At 69.7% G+C, this 18,312-nt stretch carries 15 protein-coding genes; 4 read left to right on the top strand and 11 right to left on the bottom strand.

From position 1 onward, the window contains the following. Positions 1–32: 32 nt before the first annotated feature. The 3 genes from D0Z08_RS26730 to D0Z08_RS26720 are packed head-to-tail and all read right to left on the bottom strand — an operon-like array spanning position 33 to position 3,680. Positions 33–893: an SDR family NAD(P)-dependent oxidoreductase gene (locus tag D0Z08_RS26730; RefSeq protein WP_182481509.1), complete on the bottom strand. Its 861-nt coding sequence runs from the start codon at positions 891–893 to the stop codon at positions 33–35. Between the two features lie 13 nt (positions 894–906). Beyond that, on the bottom strand, positions 907–2,301 hold the full coding sequence (locus D0Z08_RS26725; protein WP_118928342.1) for an acyl-CoA reductase: 1,395 nt from the start codon (positions 2,299–2,301) through the stop codon (positions 907–909). Further along, positions 2,298–3,680: a hypothetical protein gene (locus tag D0Z08_RS26720; RefSeq protein ID WP_220454367.1), complete on the bottom strand. Its 1,383-nt coding sequence runs from the start codon at positions 3,678–3,680 to the stop codon at positions 2,298–2,300. Before D0Z08_RS26720 ends, D0Z08_RS26725 begins: the two co-directional genes overlap by 4 nt. A 135-nt stretch (positions 3,681–3,815) precedes the next feature. Here D0Z08_RS26720 and D0Z08_RS26715 point away from each other — a divergent pair, with 135 nt between their 5' ends. Genes D0Z08_RS26715 through D0Z08_RS26705 form a run of 3 tightly spaced genes read left to right on the top strand, consistent with a single transcriptional unit; the run spans position 3,816 to position 6,954 of the window. Further along, a complete protein-coding gene (locus tag D0Z08_RS26715; RefSeq protein WP_118928341.1) occupies positions 3,816–5,024 on the top strand; it encodes an iron-containing alcohol dehydrogenase family protein in 1,209 nt (402 codons plus the stop codon). Further along, a complete protein-coding gene (locus D0Z08_RS26710) occupies positions 5,021–6,478 on the top strand; it encodes an aldehyde dehydrogenase family protein (protein WP_220454366.1) in 1,458 nt (485 codons plus the stop codon). Before D0Z08_RS26715 ends, D0Z08_RS26710 begins: the two co-directional genes overlap by 4 nt. 8 nt (positions 6,479–6,486) lie before the next feature. Next, a complete protein-coding gene (locus tag D0Z08_RS26705) occupies positions 6,487–6,954 on the top strand; it encodes an acyl-CoA thioesterase (protein ID WP_118928340.1) in 468 nt (155 codons plus the stop codon). Here the strand turns inward: D0Z08_RS26705 and D0Z08_RS26700 are convergent. From D0Z08_RS26700 to D0Z08_RS26665, 8 genes are all read right to left on the bottom strand, one after another. Further along, the gene (locus tag D0Z08_RS26700; RefSeq protein ID WP_118928339.1) at positions 6,932–8,272 is read right to left on the bottom strand and encodes a DUF1214 domain-containing protein; all 1,341 of its coding nucleotides are present in this window, start codon (positions 8,270–8,272) and stop codon (positions 6,932–6,934) included. The two genes, D0Z08_RS26705 and D0Z08_RS26700, sit on opposite strands and share 23 nt — an antisense overlap. Beyond that, positions 8,265–9,437 carry a sulfotransferase family protein gene (locus D0Z08_RS26695; RefSeq protein WP_118928338.1) on the bottom strand — a complete coding sequence of 391 codons (1,173 nt, stop codon included), beginning with the start codon at positions 9,435–9,437 and terminating at the stop codon, positions 8,265–8,267. The genes D0Z08_RS26700 and D0Z08_RS26695 overlap by 8 nt, the downstream gene beginning before the upstream one ends. An 83-nt stretch (positions 9,438–9,520) precedes the next feature. After that, entirely contained in the window at positions 9,521–10,720 is a 1,200-nt protein-coding gene (locus tag D0Z08_RS26690) for an ABC transporter substrate-binding protein (RefSeq protein ID WP_118928337.1), read from the bottom strand. Positions 10,721–10,788: 68 nt separating this feature from the next. Continuing rightward, positions 10,789–11,532, bottom strand: a complete 744-nt coding sequence (locus tag D0Z08_RS26685; RefSeq protein ID WP_118928336.1) for an ABC transporter ATP-binding protein — start codon at positions 11,530–11,532, stop codon at positions 10,789–10,791. Next, complete coding sequence (locus D0Z08_RS26680; RefSeq protein ID WP_118928335.1) at positions 11,529–14,291, bottom strand: branched-chain amino acid ABC transporter permease/ATP-binding protein; 2,763 nt, start codon at positions 14,289–14,291, stop codon at positions 11,529–11,531. Before D0Z08_RS26680 ends, D0Z08_RS26685 begins: the two co-directional genes overlap by 4 nt. A 105-nt stretch (positions 14,292–14,396) precedes the next feature. Further along, on the bottom strand, positions 14,397–15,104 hold the full coding sequence (locus tag D0Z08_RS26675) for an SDR family NAD(P)-dependent oxidoreductase (protein ID WP_245994542.1): 708 nt from the start codon (positions 15,102–15,104) through the stop codon (positions 14,397–14,399). Then, complete coding sequence (locus tag D0Z08_RS26670) at positions 15,101–16,246, bottom strand: thiolase family protein (protein ID WP_118928334.1); 1,146 nt, start codon at positions 16,244–16,246, stop codon at positions 15,101–15,103. The genes D0Z08_RS26675 and D0Z08_RS26670 overlap by 4 nt, the downstream gene beginning before the upstream one ends. Further along, positions 16,243–16,716, bottom strand: coding sequence for a Zn-ribbon domain-containing OB-fold protein (locus tag D0Z08_RS26665; RefSeq protein ID WP_220454365.1), 474 nt, complete (start codon positions 16,714–16,716; stop codon positions 16,243–16,245). The genes D0Z08_RS26670 and D0Z08_RS26665 overlap by 4 nt, the downstream gene beginning before the upstream one ends. Positions 16,717–16,814: 98 nt before the next feature. Here D0Z08_RS26665 and D0Z08_RS26660 point away from each other — a divergent pair, with 98 nt between their 5' ends. Further along, a complete protein-coding gene (locus tag D0Z08_RS26660; RefSeq protein ID WP_245994539.1) occupies positions 16,815–18,311 on the top strand; it encodes an aldehyde dehydrogenase family protein in 1,497 nt (498 codons plus the stop codon). The last annotated feature ends 1 nt before the right edge of the window (position 18,312 follow it).

Here is an 18,312-nt window from a genome sequence, read left to right as displayed (position 1 = left end):
GCTCCTTCGGGGTTGTTGTCGAGCGGGTGGACTCAGCTGGTGGCGGCCGCCTCGAACGCGATTGCCGCGGTGCTGGCTCGGTGCTCCGCATAGGTGGCCAGCCGCTGCTGCAGTGCCTGGCCGAGGTAGGCGTGTCCGTCCGCTCCCAGCGCGGCGCGCAAGGGCGGGTCCTCCATTGCGACAAGCCCGGCGATCACAGCCGCGGCCCTGTCGGGGTCGTTGGGCATCTGGTCCGCCGCCGCGGCGTACCGCTGCTTGACGGCGGCGACCGGCTCGGCGTACTCCGGAAGGGAGGCGCGGGTCGACTGCAGGCTCGACGAGGCGAAGCTCGTGCGGAGCCCGCCCGGCTCGAGGCAGGTGACCTTGACGCCGAAGGACGCCGTCTCCGCAGCAAGTGCGTCGGACCAGGTCGCGAGCGCGCTCTTGGAAGCCGAGTACATCGCCGTCCAGGGGAACCCGATCGTGCCCGCCAACGACGAGACGTTGACGACGTGTCCGGCGTGCTGCTTACGGAAGTACGGCAGCACCGCCCGGGTCAGCCGGACCGCGCCGAAGAAGTTGACCGCCATGATCTCGTCAGCCTCGGCGTCCGACGTCTCCTCGATGGCCCCGATCAGCGAGTAGCCGGCGTTGTTGACCAGCACGTCCAGCCCACCCACGCGGTCCACCGCCTCCGGGACCTGGACCGAGATCGCGCTGTGGTCCGATAGGTCGAGCAGCAGCGCGATGGACCGCCCGGGCGCGAGGTCCTCGAACTCACGCGCCTGGTCCTGCTTGCGCAACGTGCCGAGGACGGTGTCCCCGCGGCCGAGGAGATGCTGTGCGAGCGCACGCCCCAGACCGCTCGAGACGCCCGTGATGAGCCACCGGCGCTGCTCCGTCCGTGCAGACATGGTCGACATCTCCTCAGCCTTCGTCGTTGACCCAGCGCACGAACCGCGCCAGGGGCATGAAGCCGTCGTGGGGCAGGCCGGTCTCCACGCCGCCGGCCGAGCCGAGCCTCACCACGCGCTGGACGCCCATCGCGGCGAGCGGATCCCTCAGCGCCGCCTTCCGCTCGGGCGGGTAGACGCCGACCGTCTGGGTGGCCACGTTGGCGAATGCCACTCCTTCGGCGAGGTCTGCGACCGGGACGACGTTGACCGTGCGGAAGTCGGGATGGAAGTCCACGGGGTCCTCCGAGCGGATCACGACGCCGGACCCGGCGTAGTCCCCCCAGACGCGATAGAAGTCCTCCATGCCCCGAAGTCCTTCGATCTCCTCACGGAGCTCGGCGGGGAGCGGCCGGCCGGCGACGCTCGTCGTCGGCCGCTCCGTCCCCATCCGCGAGTGGAGCAGCGCGCAGTAGCGGTCCACGTCCTCGACGGAACCCTCGACGAACTGGAACCGCGAGGACGCGCAGGCCTGCTGCTCGACGAGAGTCGCGTCGGCGGCCGCGAGGTCGGCCACTGCTGCGAGCATCGCGTCGGACTCGAAGGCCTCACGGCCCACCAGCGAGATGGACGTCTTCGGGTCGAACGCGACCAGCTCAAAGCCGGGCCCGACGTACTTCTGCGCGTTCACGATGGTCTCGCCGCCACCCCACGCGACGAGCTTGTCGAAGAACTGCGGGCGGAACAGGGTCCCCTCCACCCGCTCGTCGCCGCCGCGCCAGTACGCCGCTGAGAACGATCGGGTCACCGGATGCCCGGGGGCGACGTGCGCCATCGCCTGCAGGATCGCGGGCGCGGTGAAGAGGTCGTTCGACGGGATCTTGATCAGGTTCAGCCCCTTGATCAGCGCTCCGCGCACGATCGAGACGGCGGCGACTCCGGGCGAGTTGCCGGCGATGACGTGAAGGAGTCGCGGCGGGAACGCGCGGATCCGGTGGACCCGCCCCGTCGGGGCGTCGACGACCTCGCGCCACCCGTCCAGCACGTCGGGGCCGCCGAGCTCCGCCCTGATCTGGAACTCCATGCTCGCGCGACCGAACACCTTCGGCAGGTGCTCGTAGGACCGGTCGACGACCTCGGCCGGGAGCGGGCTGGTACGACGGGCGGCGGCCAGGGCTTGCTCGAGGAGACCCTCAGGATCGCCGCGCAGCCAGTCGCCCACCTCCACCAGCAGGTCGATGATCTCGGCGACGGGTACGTCGAAGGCGGGCCCGGGCACGTTCCGTGGCCACACCAGCGCGTTGAGGTCCAGGGCGGGCGTGCTGAACCGTTCACCAGCGCGTCCGTACTCGCAATCGGCTCCGGTGAGGAGTTCTCCCTTGACGACGTGGGGAACCTGGACCGCGGTGCTCTCCTGCGTGGCCGTCATGCCTCCACAGCTCCCCTGATGTAGGCGTCGATGGTGCCCGCGCAGCCGATGTGGTCGTCCTCACCGGGTCGCACGAATCGCCCGATGTCGTCGAGGAGCGTCGGCCCGGCCCTGCCGCAGGCGCAGCGCTCGGCGAAGTCGACGGTGACCCGGTCGCCGGTGATGAGTCCGCCCCACCGACCGTCGTAGGCGAGGTCGAGGAACCCGAACCGGGCCTCGACCAAGCCGTCCGAGGCGTCCGCACCCGTCAGCAGGCGCTCGCCGCTCTCGTCCAGCGGCAGCATGACCAGGCCGGGTGCGGCGTGGTACCTGCCGGCCTCGCAACGTGGCAACGGCTGCGCGAGCTCGGTCATGCCGTAGACGGCAGGTCTGACGACGTCGCCGTAGAAGCGGTCGACCTGCTCCTTGTAGTCCGGCGGCAGCGACACCCCCTTCACCCCGCCCCCAGCTCCGATGACGCTCGCCGGGTGGAACTCGCCGTCGCGGACGCCCAGCTCCCGTGCCCGCTCGATGATCATCATGTGCTGGCCCCACATGCCGCTGAGGAAGATCGGACGGTCGCGGTACTCGAGGATCTTCTCGGTGAACTTCGCGAGGTCCACTTGCATGCGCTCCGACTTGGCCTGGGACCGTTGCTGCACCCCGGCGATCTCGTCCGGCGTGGCCGTCCCGTTCGCCATCCGGGTCCGGAAGGCCGCCAGCTCGCTGATCTCCGAGATCAGCAGCGGCTCGTCGGAGAGGGCGAACACCTCGCCGGGACGTCCCCAGTTCTCGGCGTTGGCGAGGAACGCCTCCACCGCGCTTGTCCGCCCGGCGGACGGGCCCAGCCAGAAGTAGGTGTGGTCGCCGTCTGCCTGGGCGAAGGGCCAGCCGGAGGAGTACTTGAAGTGGCGCGTCTTCCGGGCGCGGTCACCCATCGTGTGGTTGAGGAACGAGCACTTGCCGCTCGACCCGCTCGTCGCGATCACCGCGTGCCCGGCGTCCCAGAGTCGCTCGAGCCACGCGTCGACGTCGGTCACGCCTTCGACGTCGACGTCGGTCACGTCCTCGACGGAGAGCGTGTCGAGCCACTGCAGCATCCGGTCCCAGCGGCCCTTGTCGTAGAACGACTGCGGGTAGGACTTGTAGACGGTGTGCGCGAACAGGAGCGGCACCAGGTCGCTGAAATCGTCGATCCGGTCGATGCCGGCGTCCTCCGCCCGCTTCGCCAGGAGCGGGATCTGCTGTCGCCGCTCCTGGAACAGCTCGTCGGCGGCCTGGAGCCGCGCGGGCGCCAGGTCCCCGGCCGTCTGGTTGTACGCCGTCTCCGGGTCGACGACCAGGTCCAGCAGCTGTGTCCGGTGGTCCATCTGGTCCGGCTCCTTCTCGTCGTCGGGCACTTGCTGCACGCCTCGGCGACGCCTATGGTTACGTATTCATCGATCCGATGACTACGTATTCAAGCGCATATCCGCGCCAGTGGCGAGACCCCGGTCACAATTTTCTCGCCGCGGATCACGAAAGGAAGCCGGCTGATGTGCACGCTGTGCTCGACTCCCACCAGGCCGTTCGTCGGCCCGGGCCGACTGCTCGCCGGCGCCGGCGGATCCGCTGGATGCGCTGACGAGCTACGCGCTCTGGGGGTGCTGCCCGCCGACGGCCCGGTCCTGCTGGTCGCGGACAGCGCCGTGCTCGACCTGGGGTTGCACCGCTCGGCGGTGTCCGTCCTCGAGGCCGCCGGTCACGAGGTCCGGCGCGGGCCAGGGATCTCGGCGGAGCCGACGCCGGAGGTCGTCCGGTCGCTGCTTCCGACGGACGGCGCTGGCGTGGCAGCAGTCGTCGCCATCGGCGGAGGGAGCGCGCTCGACGCTGCCAAGCTGGTCTCGGTCGCGCTCTCGAACGCCCTCGACCTCACTGCGGGGCTGTCCCCTACGGCCGACATCCGGCAGGGTCCGCCGATCCTCGCGGTGCCGACAACGGCCGGGACCGGCGCCGAGGCGACAGCGGTCGCCATGCTCTGGCACGACGGCGGGAAACGAATGTTCGTCCATCCCTATCTCGTCCCACGCGGCGTGATCATCGATCCCGAGCTGCTGCTCGGGCTGCCGGCAACCGTGACCGCGTCCGGTGGCTTCGACGCCGTCGGCCATGCCGTGGAGTCGATGCTCTCGACGTTCCGGACACCGGTCACGGCTGCCGCCGCGCGCGAGGCCCTCGCGCTGCTGGCCCGGTCGCTTCCCGCCGCGTACGACAAGGGTGACCTCGACGCGCGTTACGGCACGGCGCTGGGGGCATACCAGGCCGGGCTCGCGCTCAACGCCTCCGTCGTGCTCGGCCATTCGCTCGCCTACGCGATCGCGTCGCGCACCGGCCTGCCGCACGGCGTGACCGTGGCGATGGCACTTCCCTACTGCCTTGCCCACGCGAGGCCGGCAAGTGAGCACCAGATCGCCGACATGGCCGAGATCGTGTGCGGGAAGGCAGACCCCGAGCTTTTCCTCCGCTGGATCGTCGAGCACAGCCACCGGATGGCGATCCCCGGCTCGTTGAAGGAGCTCGGCATCCCGCTCGAGGCGCTTCCGGCAATGGCAGCGGACTGCGTGGAGAGCTACCCGCGCCCGAACCACCCGACGCCGATCGACCAGCCCGGCGTCCTCGCGCTGCTCGAACGCATGCATGCAGGCGAACCCTTAGAAGCCTGGCACGACTTCTTCCGTCCCACTGACAGCGAGGCCCACGCGTGACGACATCCCTGCACCGACCCTTCCTCAACCTGGTCGGCGGCGAGTGGCATCCCGCCCCCGAGCAGCTGGAGGTGCGCAACCCCGCCGACACCCGGGAGTTGGTGGCCACGGTGCCGAGCATGGACGCCGCGGGCGTGCATGCCGCGTTCGACGCCGCCCAGCGCGCCGCGGCGACCTGGCGGCGGGTGAGCCAGGTGGACCGCGGACGGATCCTCCTCCGTGCCGCGCAACTGATCCGCGACCGCCAGGACGACCTCAGCCGGACCCTCACCCTCGAGATGGGCAAGACCCTCGCCGAAGCCAGGGGCGAGGTGGGCAAGGCCGCCGACTTCTTCGAGTACTACGGCGGCCTCGGACGCGCTGAGCGTGGAGAGCTCCTCGCCCACGAGAACCCGGCCGTGATGGCGTGGACCGTGCACGAGCCGCTTGGCGTGGTGCTCGCCATCACGCCATGGAACGATCCGCTGCTCACCCCGGCCCGCAAGCTCGCGCCCGCGCTCGTCGCCGGCAACACCGTGGTGCTCAAGCCGGCCTCCGACACGCCAGTGATCGCCATCGAGCTGGCGCGGGTGCTGCACGACGCCGGTCTGCCCCCCGGCGTGCTGAACACGGTCACCGGCGCCGGCCGCCGGATCGGTGGGGCCCTCCTCGACCACCCGGCGCTGAAGGCGGTGAGCTTCACCGGCTCCAACGACGTGGGCGACACCCTGAGGTCAGGTCTCGCCGGCCGCGACGTCCGCCTGCTGGCGGAGCTCGGCGGCAAGAACGCCGCAGTCGTCCTCGCCGACGCAGACGTCGAGCGAACGGTGGCGAGCATCGCGGCCGCGGCGTTCGCGCAAGCCGGGCAGCGCTGCACCGCCACGAGCCGGGTGCTCGTGCAGCGCGACGTCGTCGATGCAGTACGGGACGGACTGGTGCAGGCGGCCGGTGCTCATGTCCTCGGCGCAGGCGTCGACCCCGACGTCTCCATGGGTCCCCTCGTGTCGCCGGCGCAGCGCGACTCTGTGCAGGGGTTCGTCGAGCGGGCTTTGGCGAAGGGCGCGACCCGGGCGACCTCACCGGACCCTGCACTTCCCGGCGAGCACGGCTGCTACGTGGCCCCGACCGTCCTGACCGACGTCGACCCGGCCATGGAGATCTGGACCGACGAGGTCTTCGGTCCAGTGGTGGCACTGGTCGCGTTCGACACCCTCGACGAGGCGCTGGAGCTGGTCAACGCGTCACAGTTCGGCCTTGCGGCCGCCATCTACACCTCGGACCTGGGCGCCGCTCACGCGTTCGCGGAGAAGGCCGACGTCGGCCAGGTGGCCGTCAACCTCCCGACCTCCGGCTGGGACGTCCACATGCCCTTCGGCGGCTTCAAGACGTCCGGCTCGGGCCACAAGGAGCAGGGCCTGGAGGGTCTGGACTTCTACCGGAGGACCAAGACCGTCGCGTTGCACAGCGCCGGTTGAGCCAGCCGATGATCCAGCACCCGAACCCGGACTACCCGCACTGGGACACCATCACCACCCGGTGGATGGACAACGACATGTACGGACACGTCAACAACGTCCAGTACTACTCGTTCTTCGACACCGTGGTGACCGCCTGGCTCGTTCGCCATGGCGGCCTCGACCCGGCGAACGGTGAGGTCATCGGGCTCTGTGTCGAGTCGCAGTGCACGTACTCCGCACCGCTCAGCTTCCCGGGAGAGGTGCTCGCCGGACTGCGCGTCGGGCACGTCGGACGCACGAGCGTGCGCTACGAGATCGTCCTCCATGCGGCCGGTTCCGACCAGCCTGCGGCCTCGGGCCACTTCGTCCACGTGTACGTCGACCGGCTGTCGCGCAGGCCGACGGCGATCCCGGGGTCTCTCCGGGATGCGCTCTCCGCCCTCGTCCCGTCGGGTGGGCGACAGCGGCCGGTCAGCTCCGCTGCATCCGGGTGACCTGGCGCAGTCGCTCCGCCAGGATCCGGGCACGCTCAGCCGGGTGGACCGTAGGCGTGGCCGGCGGCAGCTCGGCCCGGAGGCCGGCGAGCTTGACGACGCGGGCCTGGGGCACGGGATGCTGACCGGGACCCGAACCGTCCTGCGTTTCTGTTCCCCACCCTGACATCCAGTCGTTCACGGTCTCGGCCAGGTCCCGGTGCGACCGGAGGGGCGCCGCGCGACGTGCCGGACTCAATCGGACGTGAACGGCTCCCTGCTCGTGGCCGAGCGTGTCGAGCCAGTTGGGGACACCCGGGTCCTCGTGTGCCAGCACGAGTCTCAGCTGCCCGTCCCGGTCGACGTGTGCCTGCGTCCGGTTGAGACTGGTTTGGCGGTTGGCGAAGTCGAGGGTGTTCCACAACGCGTTGGAGAGCTGGAAGCCCCAGTAGTCACCCTCAGGCTCCGGGGTCTCGATGAGGAGGCACTCGTGGGCCGCCAGGTCCCAGAAGCCGTGGTAGATCGTCGGCAGGTCGGAGTCCGCCCGGAGGGCGGTGGGCTCGAACGCGTTGGCGAAGTCGGCCACGCCGCGGACGTGAGCGTTCCCGAAGACGCGCACCGTCTCGATCAGCCACTGACCGACGGCCTCGAGCTCCTTGCTCACCCGGTCGGCCGTCATCACGGGCCAGCTCGACGCGGGGGCGTCGAGGCACTCGATCTCGAGCAGGGAGGGCTGGGCGTGCGACCAGTCGTCGAAGAACTCGCGGGTCAGCAGGTAGCTCGTGCCCGGAACCACCGCGAGCCAGTTCCCGGGACGCTCCTCGGGGCCGAAGGTGACCTCGAACCGTCCGTCGGCGTCGGCTCTGAGGTCGGAACGGAGCAGCGAGCCCGTCTGTCGCGTGCCGTCGAAGAACTCGAAGCTCAGGAACGGGGCATTGCCGAGGTCCCCGCTCACCCGGTAGGTGAGGTCGTCGCGCAGCACGACAGTCCGGTAGACCGCGTCCGGGTTGCCCGCGCCGTAGTCGAACAAGTGGACCGGCCACGGACGCGACAGCACCGGCCGGGAGGGGTCCGCTGCCCCCAGGGTGCGCTCCAGGCCGAAGTGCAGCATCTGGAGCAGGCCCCGGGAGGCGCTCACCCGGTCCACCAGACCGGCCGGCGAGAGCTCCGTCGCGAGTGTTCCCGCAGTACGGAGAAGGTCGAGGAAGCCATCCCACTCCGACCCGTCCAGGACGCGCTCGTCCGCCGGCTGCGCGGTCATCAGGTAGCGCGCCATGCTGAAGAACGACCAGTCGACCACCGGCTCGGCGATCGGCCTCTGGTTGCTCAGCTCAGACATCGAAACGCGCGCGATAGTCGGCGAACAGGGCCGAGATCCACGCCGGGTCGACGCCGTGCTCGGCGAGCGCGTAGGTCCACTTGCCGTGCCGGTCGGAACGGTTCGCGGGATCCGCCAGCCAGTGGCTCATGCGGGTCTCGTGGTCGTTGGACACCTCGAGGCCGAAGTGCCGGTAGATGCCGTGAACGGTGCCGACCGGGTCCGCCGTCAGGTCCGGGTAGCGCACGTGACAGATCCGCGGGTCGGCGGCGAGCGGGTTGGCCAGGGCGCGATCGAGCCGGGAGCGGTACCGGTCGACCCACGCCCGGGCAAGCGCGGTCCGATCGGCGCTGTCGCCGCCGGTGCCGCGGGTCAGTTGGAGGGTGACCTCGAGCAGGGATCCCATCACTTGCACCGGATCCCGGTGCGCCCACACCAGCCGGGCGTCGGGATAGACCGCTCGAAGTCCCGTCAGGTGGTACTGGTGGTCGACCCCCTTGAGCGCCCACCGGCGCGGCGGACCGCCGTACTGGAGGTGCTGCAAGAAGGAGCGGTGGAACTCGTACCGGGTCGTCTCGTCGACATCGACCGCCCACCGCGTCCCGAAGGGGATCTTCGACTGCTGGACGGGATAGTGATGGCTCAGGTTGTAGACGAAGAAGCTCTCGCACTCCATGAGCGCAAGGCCGCCCTGATCCCAGTAGGGGTGCTGGGTGATGAACCCCGGCAGACCGGCCAGCCAGTCCTCGACGTCGCGGTGGCCCGCCCCGATCCGGGGATCGTCAGGACCGGCGGTTGCCGGTGGGGGCGACGGACGCGCCACCTCCCAGTACCGGGGAGCGCGGTTCTGCGGGTCCTCGGCGATCAGCGAGTGCAGGAACGTGGTGCCGGACCGGCCGAACCCCATCACGATGATGGGTGCCTCGATCTTCTCCCGGTCGATCCCGGGGTGGCGACCCCGGTCGGCGACGAGCCGGAGCCGGCCGGCGAGGACGTCGACCAGCTGCCTGTGCGCTGCCGCGCGGTGCTCGGGTGACAGGGAGGTGTCCTCGTTGAGCAGCCTCACCACGTTGTCCAGTGACGCACGCACCCAGTCGGTGCCGAACTCGTAGAGCCCGGCGGCCGCCTGGGCGGCCGCGAGGAGGTCCGGCACATCGGGTTCCGGCGGCAGGATCACCGTCGACATTCGTCAGTCCCTTCGCGTGGTGCCACAACCGCGCGTCGGGCCGGGTCCGGCGGCGCTGCCGCCGGACCCGACCTGACCGCACGTCAGAGGCAGGTGGGCTCCAGTCCGTTGGGGGCCTCCCACTTGCCGTCCTCCACCGTCGTCTCCCAGAAGCAGTCGACGCTCCGCGCCTTGTCGTTCTTGGCGTACGAGATGCCGGCGAGCAGACCGTCGTGACTAAGGTCCTTGACCTGGTAGAGCCCGGTGAACATGTCGTCCGACGTCACCGTGCCTTCCTCGGCCAGGGCGTTGGCGACCTCCTCGTAGACCAGACCGGTCATCCAGGCGGACGAGGTCAGGGGGCTGAACATCTCCTCCTCAGGGCCTCGGTAGTCGGTCTCCATCGCGTTCCGGTAGTCCTCGGTGGCCGCGTCCTCGACGAAGAACGGGAAGGCCATCTGCGGCGCGAGCACGTCCCCGAGCTCCGGGGTCCTCAGCACCTCCGCGGTCACGTTCTCACCGGGCAGGATCCACAACGGCGTGAATCCCTGCTGCGCGCAGCTCGGGGTGATCCGCTCGACAGGGACGCCGGAGAGCATCATCGCCTCAGCACCGGCGTCCTTCCCGGCCAGGCAGGGCGCGGTGAAGTCCGGTTGGCTCGAGCTGATCGCGGCGTCGAAGACCGCCTCCAGGCCGAGGGATGCCGCGATGCCGTTCTTCGCCTCGACCGCCTCGACGGCGCTCGCCACGTCGGCGGTGTAGTAGGAGCCGATGGTCTCCGCACCGGCGTTCAACGCCATCAACGGTTGCGAGGTCATCGCCGTGCCGAGCGTCGCCTGCACAGGGAAGAAGGAAGGGCTCTCCATCCAGATCGGTGCGTAGCTCTGCCCACCGATGACGGGGATGTTCTGGTCCTCGACGTAGTCGGCCCAGCTCGTCTCCAAGCTCGTCCACGAGGTGATGGCGACCACCCCGTCCTCCTCGACGAGCTGCTTGACGGCGGTGAGGGACTTGGTCGGGTCGTTGCCGTCGTCCCGGACGATGATCTCGACCTCATGGCCTGCCAGGCCGCCCTGGCCGTTGATCGTCGTCGCCCAGGCCTTGAGTCCCTCGGGGCCTGCCGTGGCGGGAAGCGACTTCCCCGAGAGGCTCGCGACGACGCCGATCTTGATGGGCGTGCCGGTTGCCGTGGACTCCGTGAGCGGAGGCTGGTCCTCGCCGCAGGCCGACACCGAGGCGAGCACGAGGCCGGTCAACGCAATTCCCACCCCCTTCCGTGCGATCGCGTGACGGAAGTTCAGCATGGTGTTCTCCTCTGGATGGTGCGGTTTGAACTCGTTGTGGTGGGTCGCGGAGCGAGCATGAGGACGGGTCAGCGGTCCCCCGTCCTGGCAGGCACGTCGGCGGGCGCGCCGCCGGTGGACAGGTAGTGGTCGAAGAGATCGCTCCGGCGCAGCTCCTCGGCGGAGCAGCTCAGGGTGATCGAGCCCTGGTTGAGCATGTAGACGTGAGACGCGATGGCGAGCACCCGCGCGACGTACTGCTCGACGAGGAGCATGCTCGTGCCCTGTGCGGACAGGTCGCTGATGAAGGCGAAGATCTCGTCGACCACGACCGGCGCCAGGCCCATCGAGACCTCGTCGATCAGGATCAGGTCGGGGGACTTGAGGTACGACCGAACCACGGCGAGCATCTGCTGCTGACCGCCGCTCATGCTTCCGGCCGTCTGCCCGAGTCGTTGCCCGAGTGCCGGGAAAGCACTGGTCGCCTTCTCGATGCTCGCCCGCTCCTGCCCCTTCGGGCTCGAGAGGACCAGGTTCTCCTTGACGGTGAGCGACGGGAAGATGCCGTGACCGTCGGGGATGTGGCACAGGCCGCGGGCGGAGCGTCGATGGATCCTGGCCGCGGTGATGTCCTCGTCGCCGCGGAAGATCCTGCCGCTCGCCGGAGTGAGGACGCCCGAGACCATCTTGAGCAGGGTCGTCTTGCCCGCGCCGTTCGGTCCGAGCAGCGCGATGACCGCGCCCCTGGGCACCTCGAGCGAGACGTCGCGGATGACGGTCGTGTCTCCGTAGCCTCCGGTGACCGACTCCAGGCGGAGAGCGAGATCGCTCATGACCGAGCTCCTTCGACCGCCGGTGCTGGGGGGCTCGTCGACTCGATCTCGTCGGCACCGAGGTACGCCGCGCGGACGACGGCGCTCGCCGACACCTCGGCGGGTGTGCCCTCGAAGACCAGCTCTCCGAAGTCGAGCACGTAGATGTACTCGCAGATGTCCATGACCAGACTCATGTCGTGCTCGACCAGCAGGATCGCCGTACCGCGCTCACGCACCACCCGCTGCAGCACCCGGCCGAAGGTCTCCGTCTCCACCCGGTCCAGGCCCGACGACGGTTCGTCGAGCAGCAGTACGTCGAACGAGCCCGCGAGTGCTCGAGCGAGCTCCACCAGACGCCGCTGACCGGTCGAGAGGTCCCCTGCCTTCGCGTGCGCGAGCTGGTTGACCCCGCAGAGCCGCATCGCGTCGCGTGTCGCCTCCTCGAGCAGCGCCCGGTCACCGGGTTTGCTGAACAACTGGGACAGGAAGTTGCCCCCGGCCAGTTCCGCCTCGCGCCCGAGCGAGACGTTCTCGGCGACGGTCATGCTGTCGAAGAGCTGCATGCGCTGGAACGTCCGGCCGAGACCGAGACGCGCCCGTGCTGCCGGCGGCCGGGAGCTGACGTCGGCGCCCTTCAACCGGATCTGGCCGGCCGTCGGTCGCAGCAGCCCGGAGCACGCGTTGAAGGTCGTGGTCTTGCCCGCTCCGTTGGGCCCGATCAAACCGGTGATCCGGCCGGTCGGCGCCTCGAGGCTGACGTCGTCCACGGCGAGGTGCCCGCCGAAGCGGACCTTCAGCCCACGGACCTCGAGGCCGATCCCTCCGGGTTCTGCGACGCCCCGGCTCCGAGCCGGCGAGGCGTTCTCGTCCGGGGACGTGGCGGCCTCGATGGCGTCGAACTCCGACCACGGCTGCACGGACCGTCCACCGAGCCGGTCGAGGAAACCCGTGAGCCACGACGGGAGCCTCGGGTGGCGCCCCTGCTGGAGGGCGGACGCGACGATGGAGAGCCCGAACACCAGCGTGAGCACGTGGTGGGCGGTCTCGCCCCCAGGGAGGTAGGTGGGCAGGACCACCAGCGCGAACGCGCCGATGACGGCGTACCACGGCGCCGAACCCGGCATGAGCAGCAGCAGCACGAGCAGGATCAGCGAGCTGAACGACTGGAAGGAGAGTCCTCCCACGTTGGTGAAGGTGCTGCCGTACAACGCACCCGCCACCGCCGCCATGCCGGACGAGAGACAGAAGACGATGAGCTTTGTGATCCGCACGGAGGCGCCGCTGGTCTCCAGTGCGACCGGCGACTCGCCCAGACCGCGCAGGAGCCGCCCGAGCCGGGTGCGCTGCAGCAGGACCAGGAACAGCGTGCACGCGGCGACGACGGCGAGGACCAGGTAGTAGTACCCGAGGTCGGTGTCGAGGCCGAAGGCCTCGGGCCGGGGCATCGGCAGACCCGCGGTGCTCGGGCCGAACATCAGCTCGCTGTTGTAGAACATGACCTCGAGGATCAGGCCGAAGGCGAACGTGGCGAGCGCGAGGTGGATGCCCGAGAGCCGGATGGCGGGGAGCGCGATCAGCGCCCCGATGGGAATCGTGATCAGCGCAGCCAGGACGAGGGAGACGATCCAGGGAAGCCCCCACTCGACGCGCACCACCGAGAACGCGACGCACCCGGTCGCGGCGAACCCCACGTGCGCCAGCGAGACCTGGTTCGAGCTCTTGACCAGCATCCCGAGGGACAGGAAGAGCACGACGTAGCTCAATGCCACCGTGAACGACGACAGCCGTGCCCCGAACCACAGCGGCCCGGTGGCGAGGACGACGAGCACCGCCGCAGCTCCGACCGCCTGCACCCGACCAGGGGCCCTCCAGACCTGGAGCGGACGAGCCAGGGTCATCCGGCGGTCCACCAGCTTCGACCTCGGCGTCACCATGAGGGCGAGCAGCAGCACGATGAACGGGAAGCTCTGGCTCAGACCGGCGAAGTAGTCGCTGGTCCCACTCACGTACCGGGTGATCAGGGCGGCGACCACCCCGATCCCGAGTCCGCCGGCGTAGGTGAGCGGGATGTTGGAGAAGCGGCCGATGGCCGCCGCACCGAACGACTGCATGACAAGGAGCGTCAGCACCATCGAGTCGAGGTTGACGGTGGGTGCGAGCAGCACCCCGGACAGGCAGACGAAGATCGAGCCGACGATCCAGGCGACGCGTCGTACGGCGATCGGCGAGGTGCCCGTCATCGCCAGGAGGGTGGGGTCGTCGACCACGCCGCGCATCGCCACGCCGAGGCGGGACCATCGGAAGAACACCGCGAGCGCCAACGTGGCGAGCAACGCCACCGCCATCGGCACGAGCTGTTCATAGGTCACCAGCACGCCGGCGACCTCCACGGTGCCGACCGGCAGGTACCTCGGGAAGAACAGCGGCGCCGACCCGAACGTGAGTCGCGCTCCCGCCTGGACGACCAGGACCAGGCCGACGGTCGCCGCGACCTGCAGCCCGACCGGGACCGTCGCCAGGCTTCTCGCCAGTCGTTCCATCAGCAGCCCCAGCACCACGCCGACCCCGAGGACGCTGACCGACAGACAGAGAGCGAGCGGGAGCTGCTCCTCGACGTACATGAAGTAGAAGACGTAGACGCCCACGGTCGCGAGGGCGCCGTGCCCGAAGTTGAAGATCCCCGAGGTCTTGAACGTGAGCACGAGCCCGGACCCGGCGAGCGCGTAGACGGATCCCACCGTCAGCCCGGCGATGATGAACGGCAACACGTCAGTCACGGTGTCCTCCAGGTGTGATCGCGGTCACGATCAGGTGCATATATCTACCTGATTAATCTCATTGTGTCCATAGCCTGAGGCGCAACATTTGCCTTTACGGCGCGTTCAACTCACGCCGGGCACCGGGACCTGCGCCCCCGTGATCGAGCGGGCGTCGTCACTGAGCAGGAAGGCGACGGCGTCGGCGATGCTCTCCGGAGAGGCCCATCCCGCGCGCGTCGACGTCGGCTGGTCCTGCCGGTTGCCAGGGGTGTCGATGACCGACGGCAGGAGCGCGTTCGCACGCACCCCGTCCTCCCGGTACTCGACGGCCAGGCTGCTGACCAGGGCCCAGACCGCGGCCTTCGCAGTGACGTACGCCGATGCGCCCGCGAAGGGGCTGAACGCCGACCGGGCCGAGACGGCGACGATCGAACCACCGCCGGCACTCAGCAGGTGCGGCAGGACCGCCTGCGTCACCAGGTAGGTCGGCCGCAGGTTCAGCCGAAGCAGCCGCTCGAAGTCGTCCACGGGCGTCTCGTGGAGTCGACCACCCATCGCGAAGCCACCGACAAGGTTGGCAACGGCGGTCAGCGGGGCGTCGGGGTCAGCGGCGGCGGTCCTGACCACACCGGCGACAGCCTCGGCGTCGAAGAGGTCCGCCTCCACGAGCTCGAGCCGCGGATGGGAGGCGACCCGCGCCAGCTCGGCCTCCACGATCCACGGGACCACGACCCGCCAGCCATCACGGAGCAGCCGTTCCGTGACGGCACAGCCCAGTCCGCCGGTGCCGCCGGTCACCAGTGCGGTTCTACCCATGTCGATGCGGCTCACGTCGTGAGGATGGTGACCGCACCCGTCCCCGGTGAGCCGTAGAGGTGGGTGTAGCCGACGGAGTGCGGGCCGGGGACCTGCCTGGCCCCCGCGCGTCCACGCAGCTGCAGCACGATCTCGTGGATCTGCCGCAGGCCGGAGGCGCCGATGGGCTCGCCGTTGGCCATCAGCCCACCGTCGGTGTTCACCGGAAGCCGTCCGCCGATCTCGGTGTGGCCGTCGGCGATCAGCTTCTCCTGGTCGCCGTCGGCGCAGAAGCCGTTCTCGGCAAGGTGGATGACCTCGGACCCGGCATCGGTGTCCTGCAGCTGGGCGACGTGAACGTCCTCAGGACCAATGCCCGCCTTCTCGTACGCCGCGGCGGAGGCGTAGACGGTCGGACTCGGCACGGATGCAGCGGGCAGCGACGGGCTCGAGACCTCGAACGCGCCGGACCGACGGGTCCTCAGCTCCGCGGCTGCCAGGTGGACCGGGCTGTCGGAGTACCGCGACGCAAGGTCGCGGCGGCAGAGCACCACGGCTGCGGCACCCTCGTCCGGTGCGCAGTACATGAACTTGGTCAGCGGGTAGTTCAGGTAGGGCGCCGCGAGGATCGCCTCCTCGCTCATCGGCTCCCGCCGCCACGCCAGCTCGTTGAGCGCGCCGTTGCGGAAGTTCTTGGCAGCAACCTTCGCCAGGGTGCCGGGCGTGATCCCGTGCATCGCCATGTACCGGTTGATCTTCATACCGAAGAAGTGCGTCGTGAGGAACATCCCGGTCTCGCCGTACCACTCGGGGAGGCCGAGCACCGCGGGTTCGCCGGAGAAGGCACCGCGTGGATGCTTGTCGAAGCCGACCGCGAGCGCGATGTCGGCTTTCCCGTGCTCGATCGCCTCTGCCGCCAGCGAGACGGCGATGTGCGCGGTCGCACACCCGTTGAAGACGCCGAAGACCGGGATCCCGGTGAGCCCGAGCTTCCCCACCACCGCGTCCGGGTTCGACACGACCAGGCTTCCGGCGTACGCGCGCTGGACCTGCTCCCAGCCCACGCCGGCGTCCTTCAGGGCGAGGCGGATCGCCTCGGCGCCCATGTCCATGGCCTGCTTGCCGGGGAACCGGCCGAAGGGGTGCATGCCCACGCCGATGATCGAGACGCCGCTCATGCTTCGACCCCCTGGGACGCGACGGGCGCGACGGGCGCGACGGGCGCGAAGGCGAACGTCAGGATTTCCCTCGAGGGTCCTCCGTCCGCACCAGGCCGCTCTACGAACGGGACGAGCACGAGCTCCATCTGCTGGCCGATCGTGAGCAGCTCGGGGTCCGACTCGGTGAGCCGGCCCTCGACCAGGATCCCCTCCGGCAGCTCCACGTAGCCGACGGCGTACGCCTCGAAGGACGCCGGATCGGTCTCCCCCGTGTACGGCGGGGAGGGCGGGACGAACTGCTGGGTGGTCCAGGTGAAGAGCGTCCCCGTTCGCGACAGCAGGATCTCGTCGACGTCGTCCTGGGCGGGATCCGCGGGGAAAGTGACCGCACCGGTGCCACGATGCCGGGAAGCGATCAGCTGCGGCCGCCCGTCAGGCGGCCACGTGAAGAGTCCTTCGGCAACCGGAAGCTTCATTAGGTCGCTCACACGCACTCCTTGCGCTCGGGGCCCGACCGGGTCATCATATGAATGAGTTAACTATTTATACCTATTTCTGGATCGTCGTCAACCTCCCAGGAGCTGCAGTGAGCCGTCCCACCCCCGCCGTAGACCTCGCTCGTCACGAGAACGCGGCCAAGCTGCTGCCGGTCCCGCGACTGGTCATCGGCGGGGAGGACCTCCTCGCCGGCAGTGGCGGCGTCCACGTCCACGTCAACCCGGCGACCGGGCTGGCGCAGGCCGACGTACCCCTCGGCGGCGCACTCGAGGTCGACCAGGCAGTCGCGGCCGCGCGCAGTGCGTACGAGACCACCTGGGGGCCGATGAAGCCGGCAGACCGCCGCAGGCTGCTGACCCGGTTCGCCGACCTCCTCGCGACCAGGCGCGACGACTTCGCGACAATCGCCACGCTCGAGATGGGGCTGTGTGCCTCGATGTCGGCGCAGATCGACGCGGCGATCGAGTGGACCCACTACTACGCCGGATGGGCGGACAAGATCGAGGGCATCGTCGCATCCGGGTTCAGCCCGGCGGACGAGCTCGCCTACACCTTGGCCGAGCCGTACGGCGTGGTCGGCCACATCATCACGTGGAACGCTCCGCTGCTCTCGCTGGGGATGAAGGTGCCTCCGTCGCTCGCCGCGGGGAACACCGTCGTCATCAAGCCGGCCGAGTTCACCCCGTTCACCGCCCTGCTCTTCGCCGAGCTCGCTCGCGAGGCGGGGCTCCCGGACGGCGTGGTCAACGTGGTCCAGGGAGACGGGTCCGCGGGCGAGGCGCTGGTGCGCCACCCCGGGGTCGGGAAGGTGTCCTTCACCGGCGGTCCGGGCACGGCGAAGCGGATCATGGCCACGGCGGCCGAGTCGCTCAAGCCGGTCCTGTTCGAGCTCGGCGGCAAGTCGCCGAACCTGCTGTTCGCCGACGCCGACCTCGACGCCTCCGTCCCCTACTCGGCTGCGTTCGCGATGTCCTGCGTCGGCCAGGGCTGCGCGCTGCCCACGCGGCTGCTGGTCGAGGAGAGCATCTACGACCAGGTCGTCGAGTCGGTGGTTGCCACGATCGAGGCGCTGCCGGTGGGTGACCCGATGGACCCGGCGTCGTACTTCGGGCCACTGGTCAACGCAGCCGCCCGCGAGCGGGTGGTCGGCATGATCGACGCCGCCGTGGCCGGAGGAGCCGGCGAGCTTCGCACCGGCGGTTCGGCCATGGACACCGCCGGGTTCTTCGTCGAACCCACCGTGTTCGCCGACGTCGACAACGACAACGATCTCGCACAGCAGGAGGTGTTCGGACCCGTGCTCGCGATCACGCGCTTCCGGGACGAGGAGCACGCTGTCGAGCTTGCCAACGACACGGCGTACGGGCTCTCGGCATACGTCCAGACCCGCGACGTACGCCGGGTCAACCGGCTGGTCCCGCGGCTGCGCGCCGGCACCGTGTTCGTCAACCAGGGTCCGAACCCCATCACTCAGCCGGGCCGGCCGTTCGGCGGGATCGGGCTGAGCGGCTTCGGACGCGAAGGCGGCAAGGCCGGGCTGGACGAGTTCCTGATGATCAAGGGCGTCGGCGTCGGTCGCGGCTGAC

This window comes from Nocardioides immobilis (assembly GCF_003515065.1).
Classification (GTDB): domain Bacteria; phylum Actinomycetota; class Actinomycetes; order Propionibacteriales; family Nocardioidaceae; genus Nocardioides; species Nocardioides immobilis.
Note: the sequence above shows the minus strand (reverse complement) of the source record. Positions and strands in the feature narration are given on the sequence as shown.

Bases quoted from the DNA above. Each gene is read 5' to 3' on its own strand.
- D0Z08_RS26730 (WP_182481509.1), bottom strand. From the start codon at position 893: ATGTCTGCACGGACGGAGCAGCGCCGGTGGCTCATCACGGGCGTCTCG.
- D0Z08_RS26725 (WP_118928342.1), bottom strand. From the start codon at position 2,301: ATGACGGCCACGCAGGAGAGCACCGCGGTCCAGGTTCCCCACGTCGTC.
- D0Z08_RS26715 (WP_118928341.1), top strand. From the start codon at position 3,816: ATGTGCACGCTGTGCTCGACTCCCACCAGGCCGTTCGTCGGCCCGGGC.
- D0Z08_RS26705 (WP_118928340.1), top strand. From the start codon at position 6,487: ATGATCCAGCACCCGAACCCGGACTACCCGCACTGGGACACCATCACC.
- D0Z08_RS26700 (WP_118928339.1), bottom strand. From the start codon at position 8,272: ATGTCTGAGCTGAGCAACCAGAGGCCGATCGCCGAGCCGGTGGTCGAC.
- D0Z08_RS26695 (WP_118928338.1), bottom strand. From the start codon at position 9,437: ATGTCGACGGTGATCCTGCCGCCGGAACCCGATGTGCCGGACCTCCTC.
- D0Z08_RS26690 (WP_118928337.1), bottom strand. From the start codon at position 10,720: ATGCTGAACTTCCGTCACGCGATCGCACGGAAGGGGGTGGGAATTGCG.
- D0Z08_RS26685 (WP_118928336.1), bottom strand. From the start codon at position 11,532: ATGAGCGATCTCGCTCTCCGCCTGGAGTCGGTCACCGGAGGCTACGGA.
- D0Z08_RS26670 (WP_118928334.1), bottom strand. From the start codon at position 16,246: ATGAGCGGCGTCTCGATCATCGGCGTGGGCATGCACCCCTTCGGCCGG.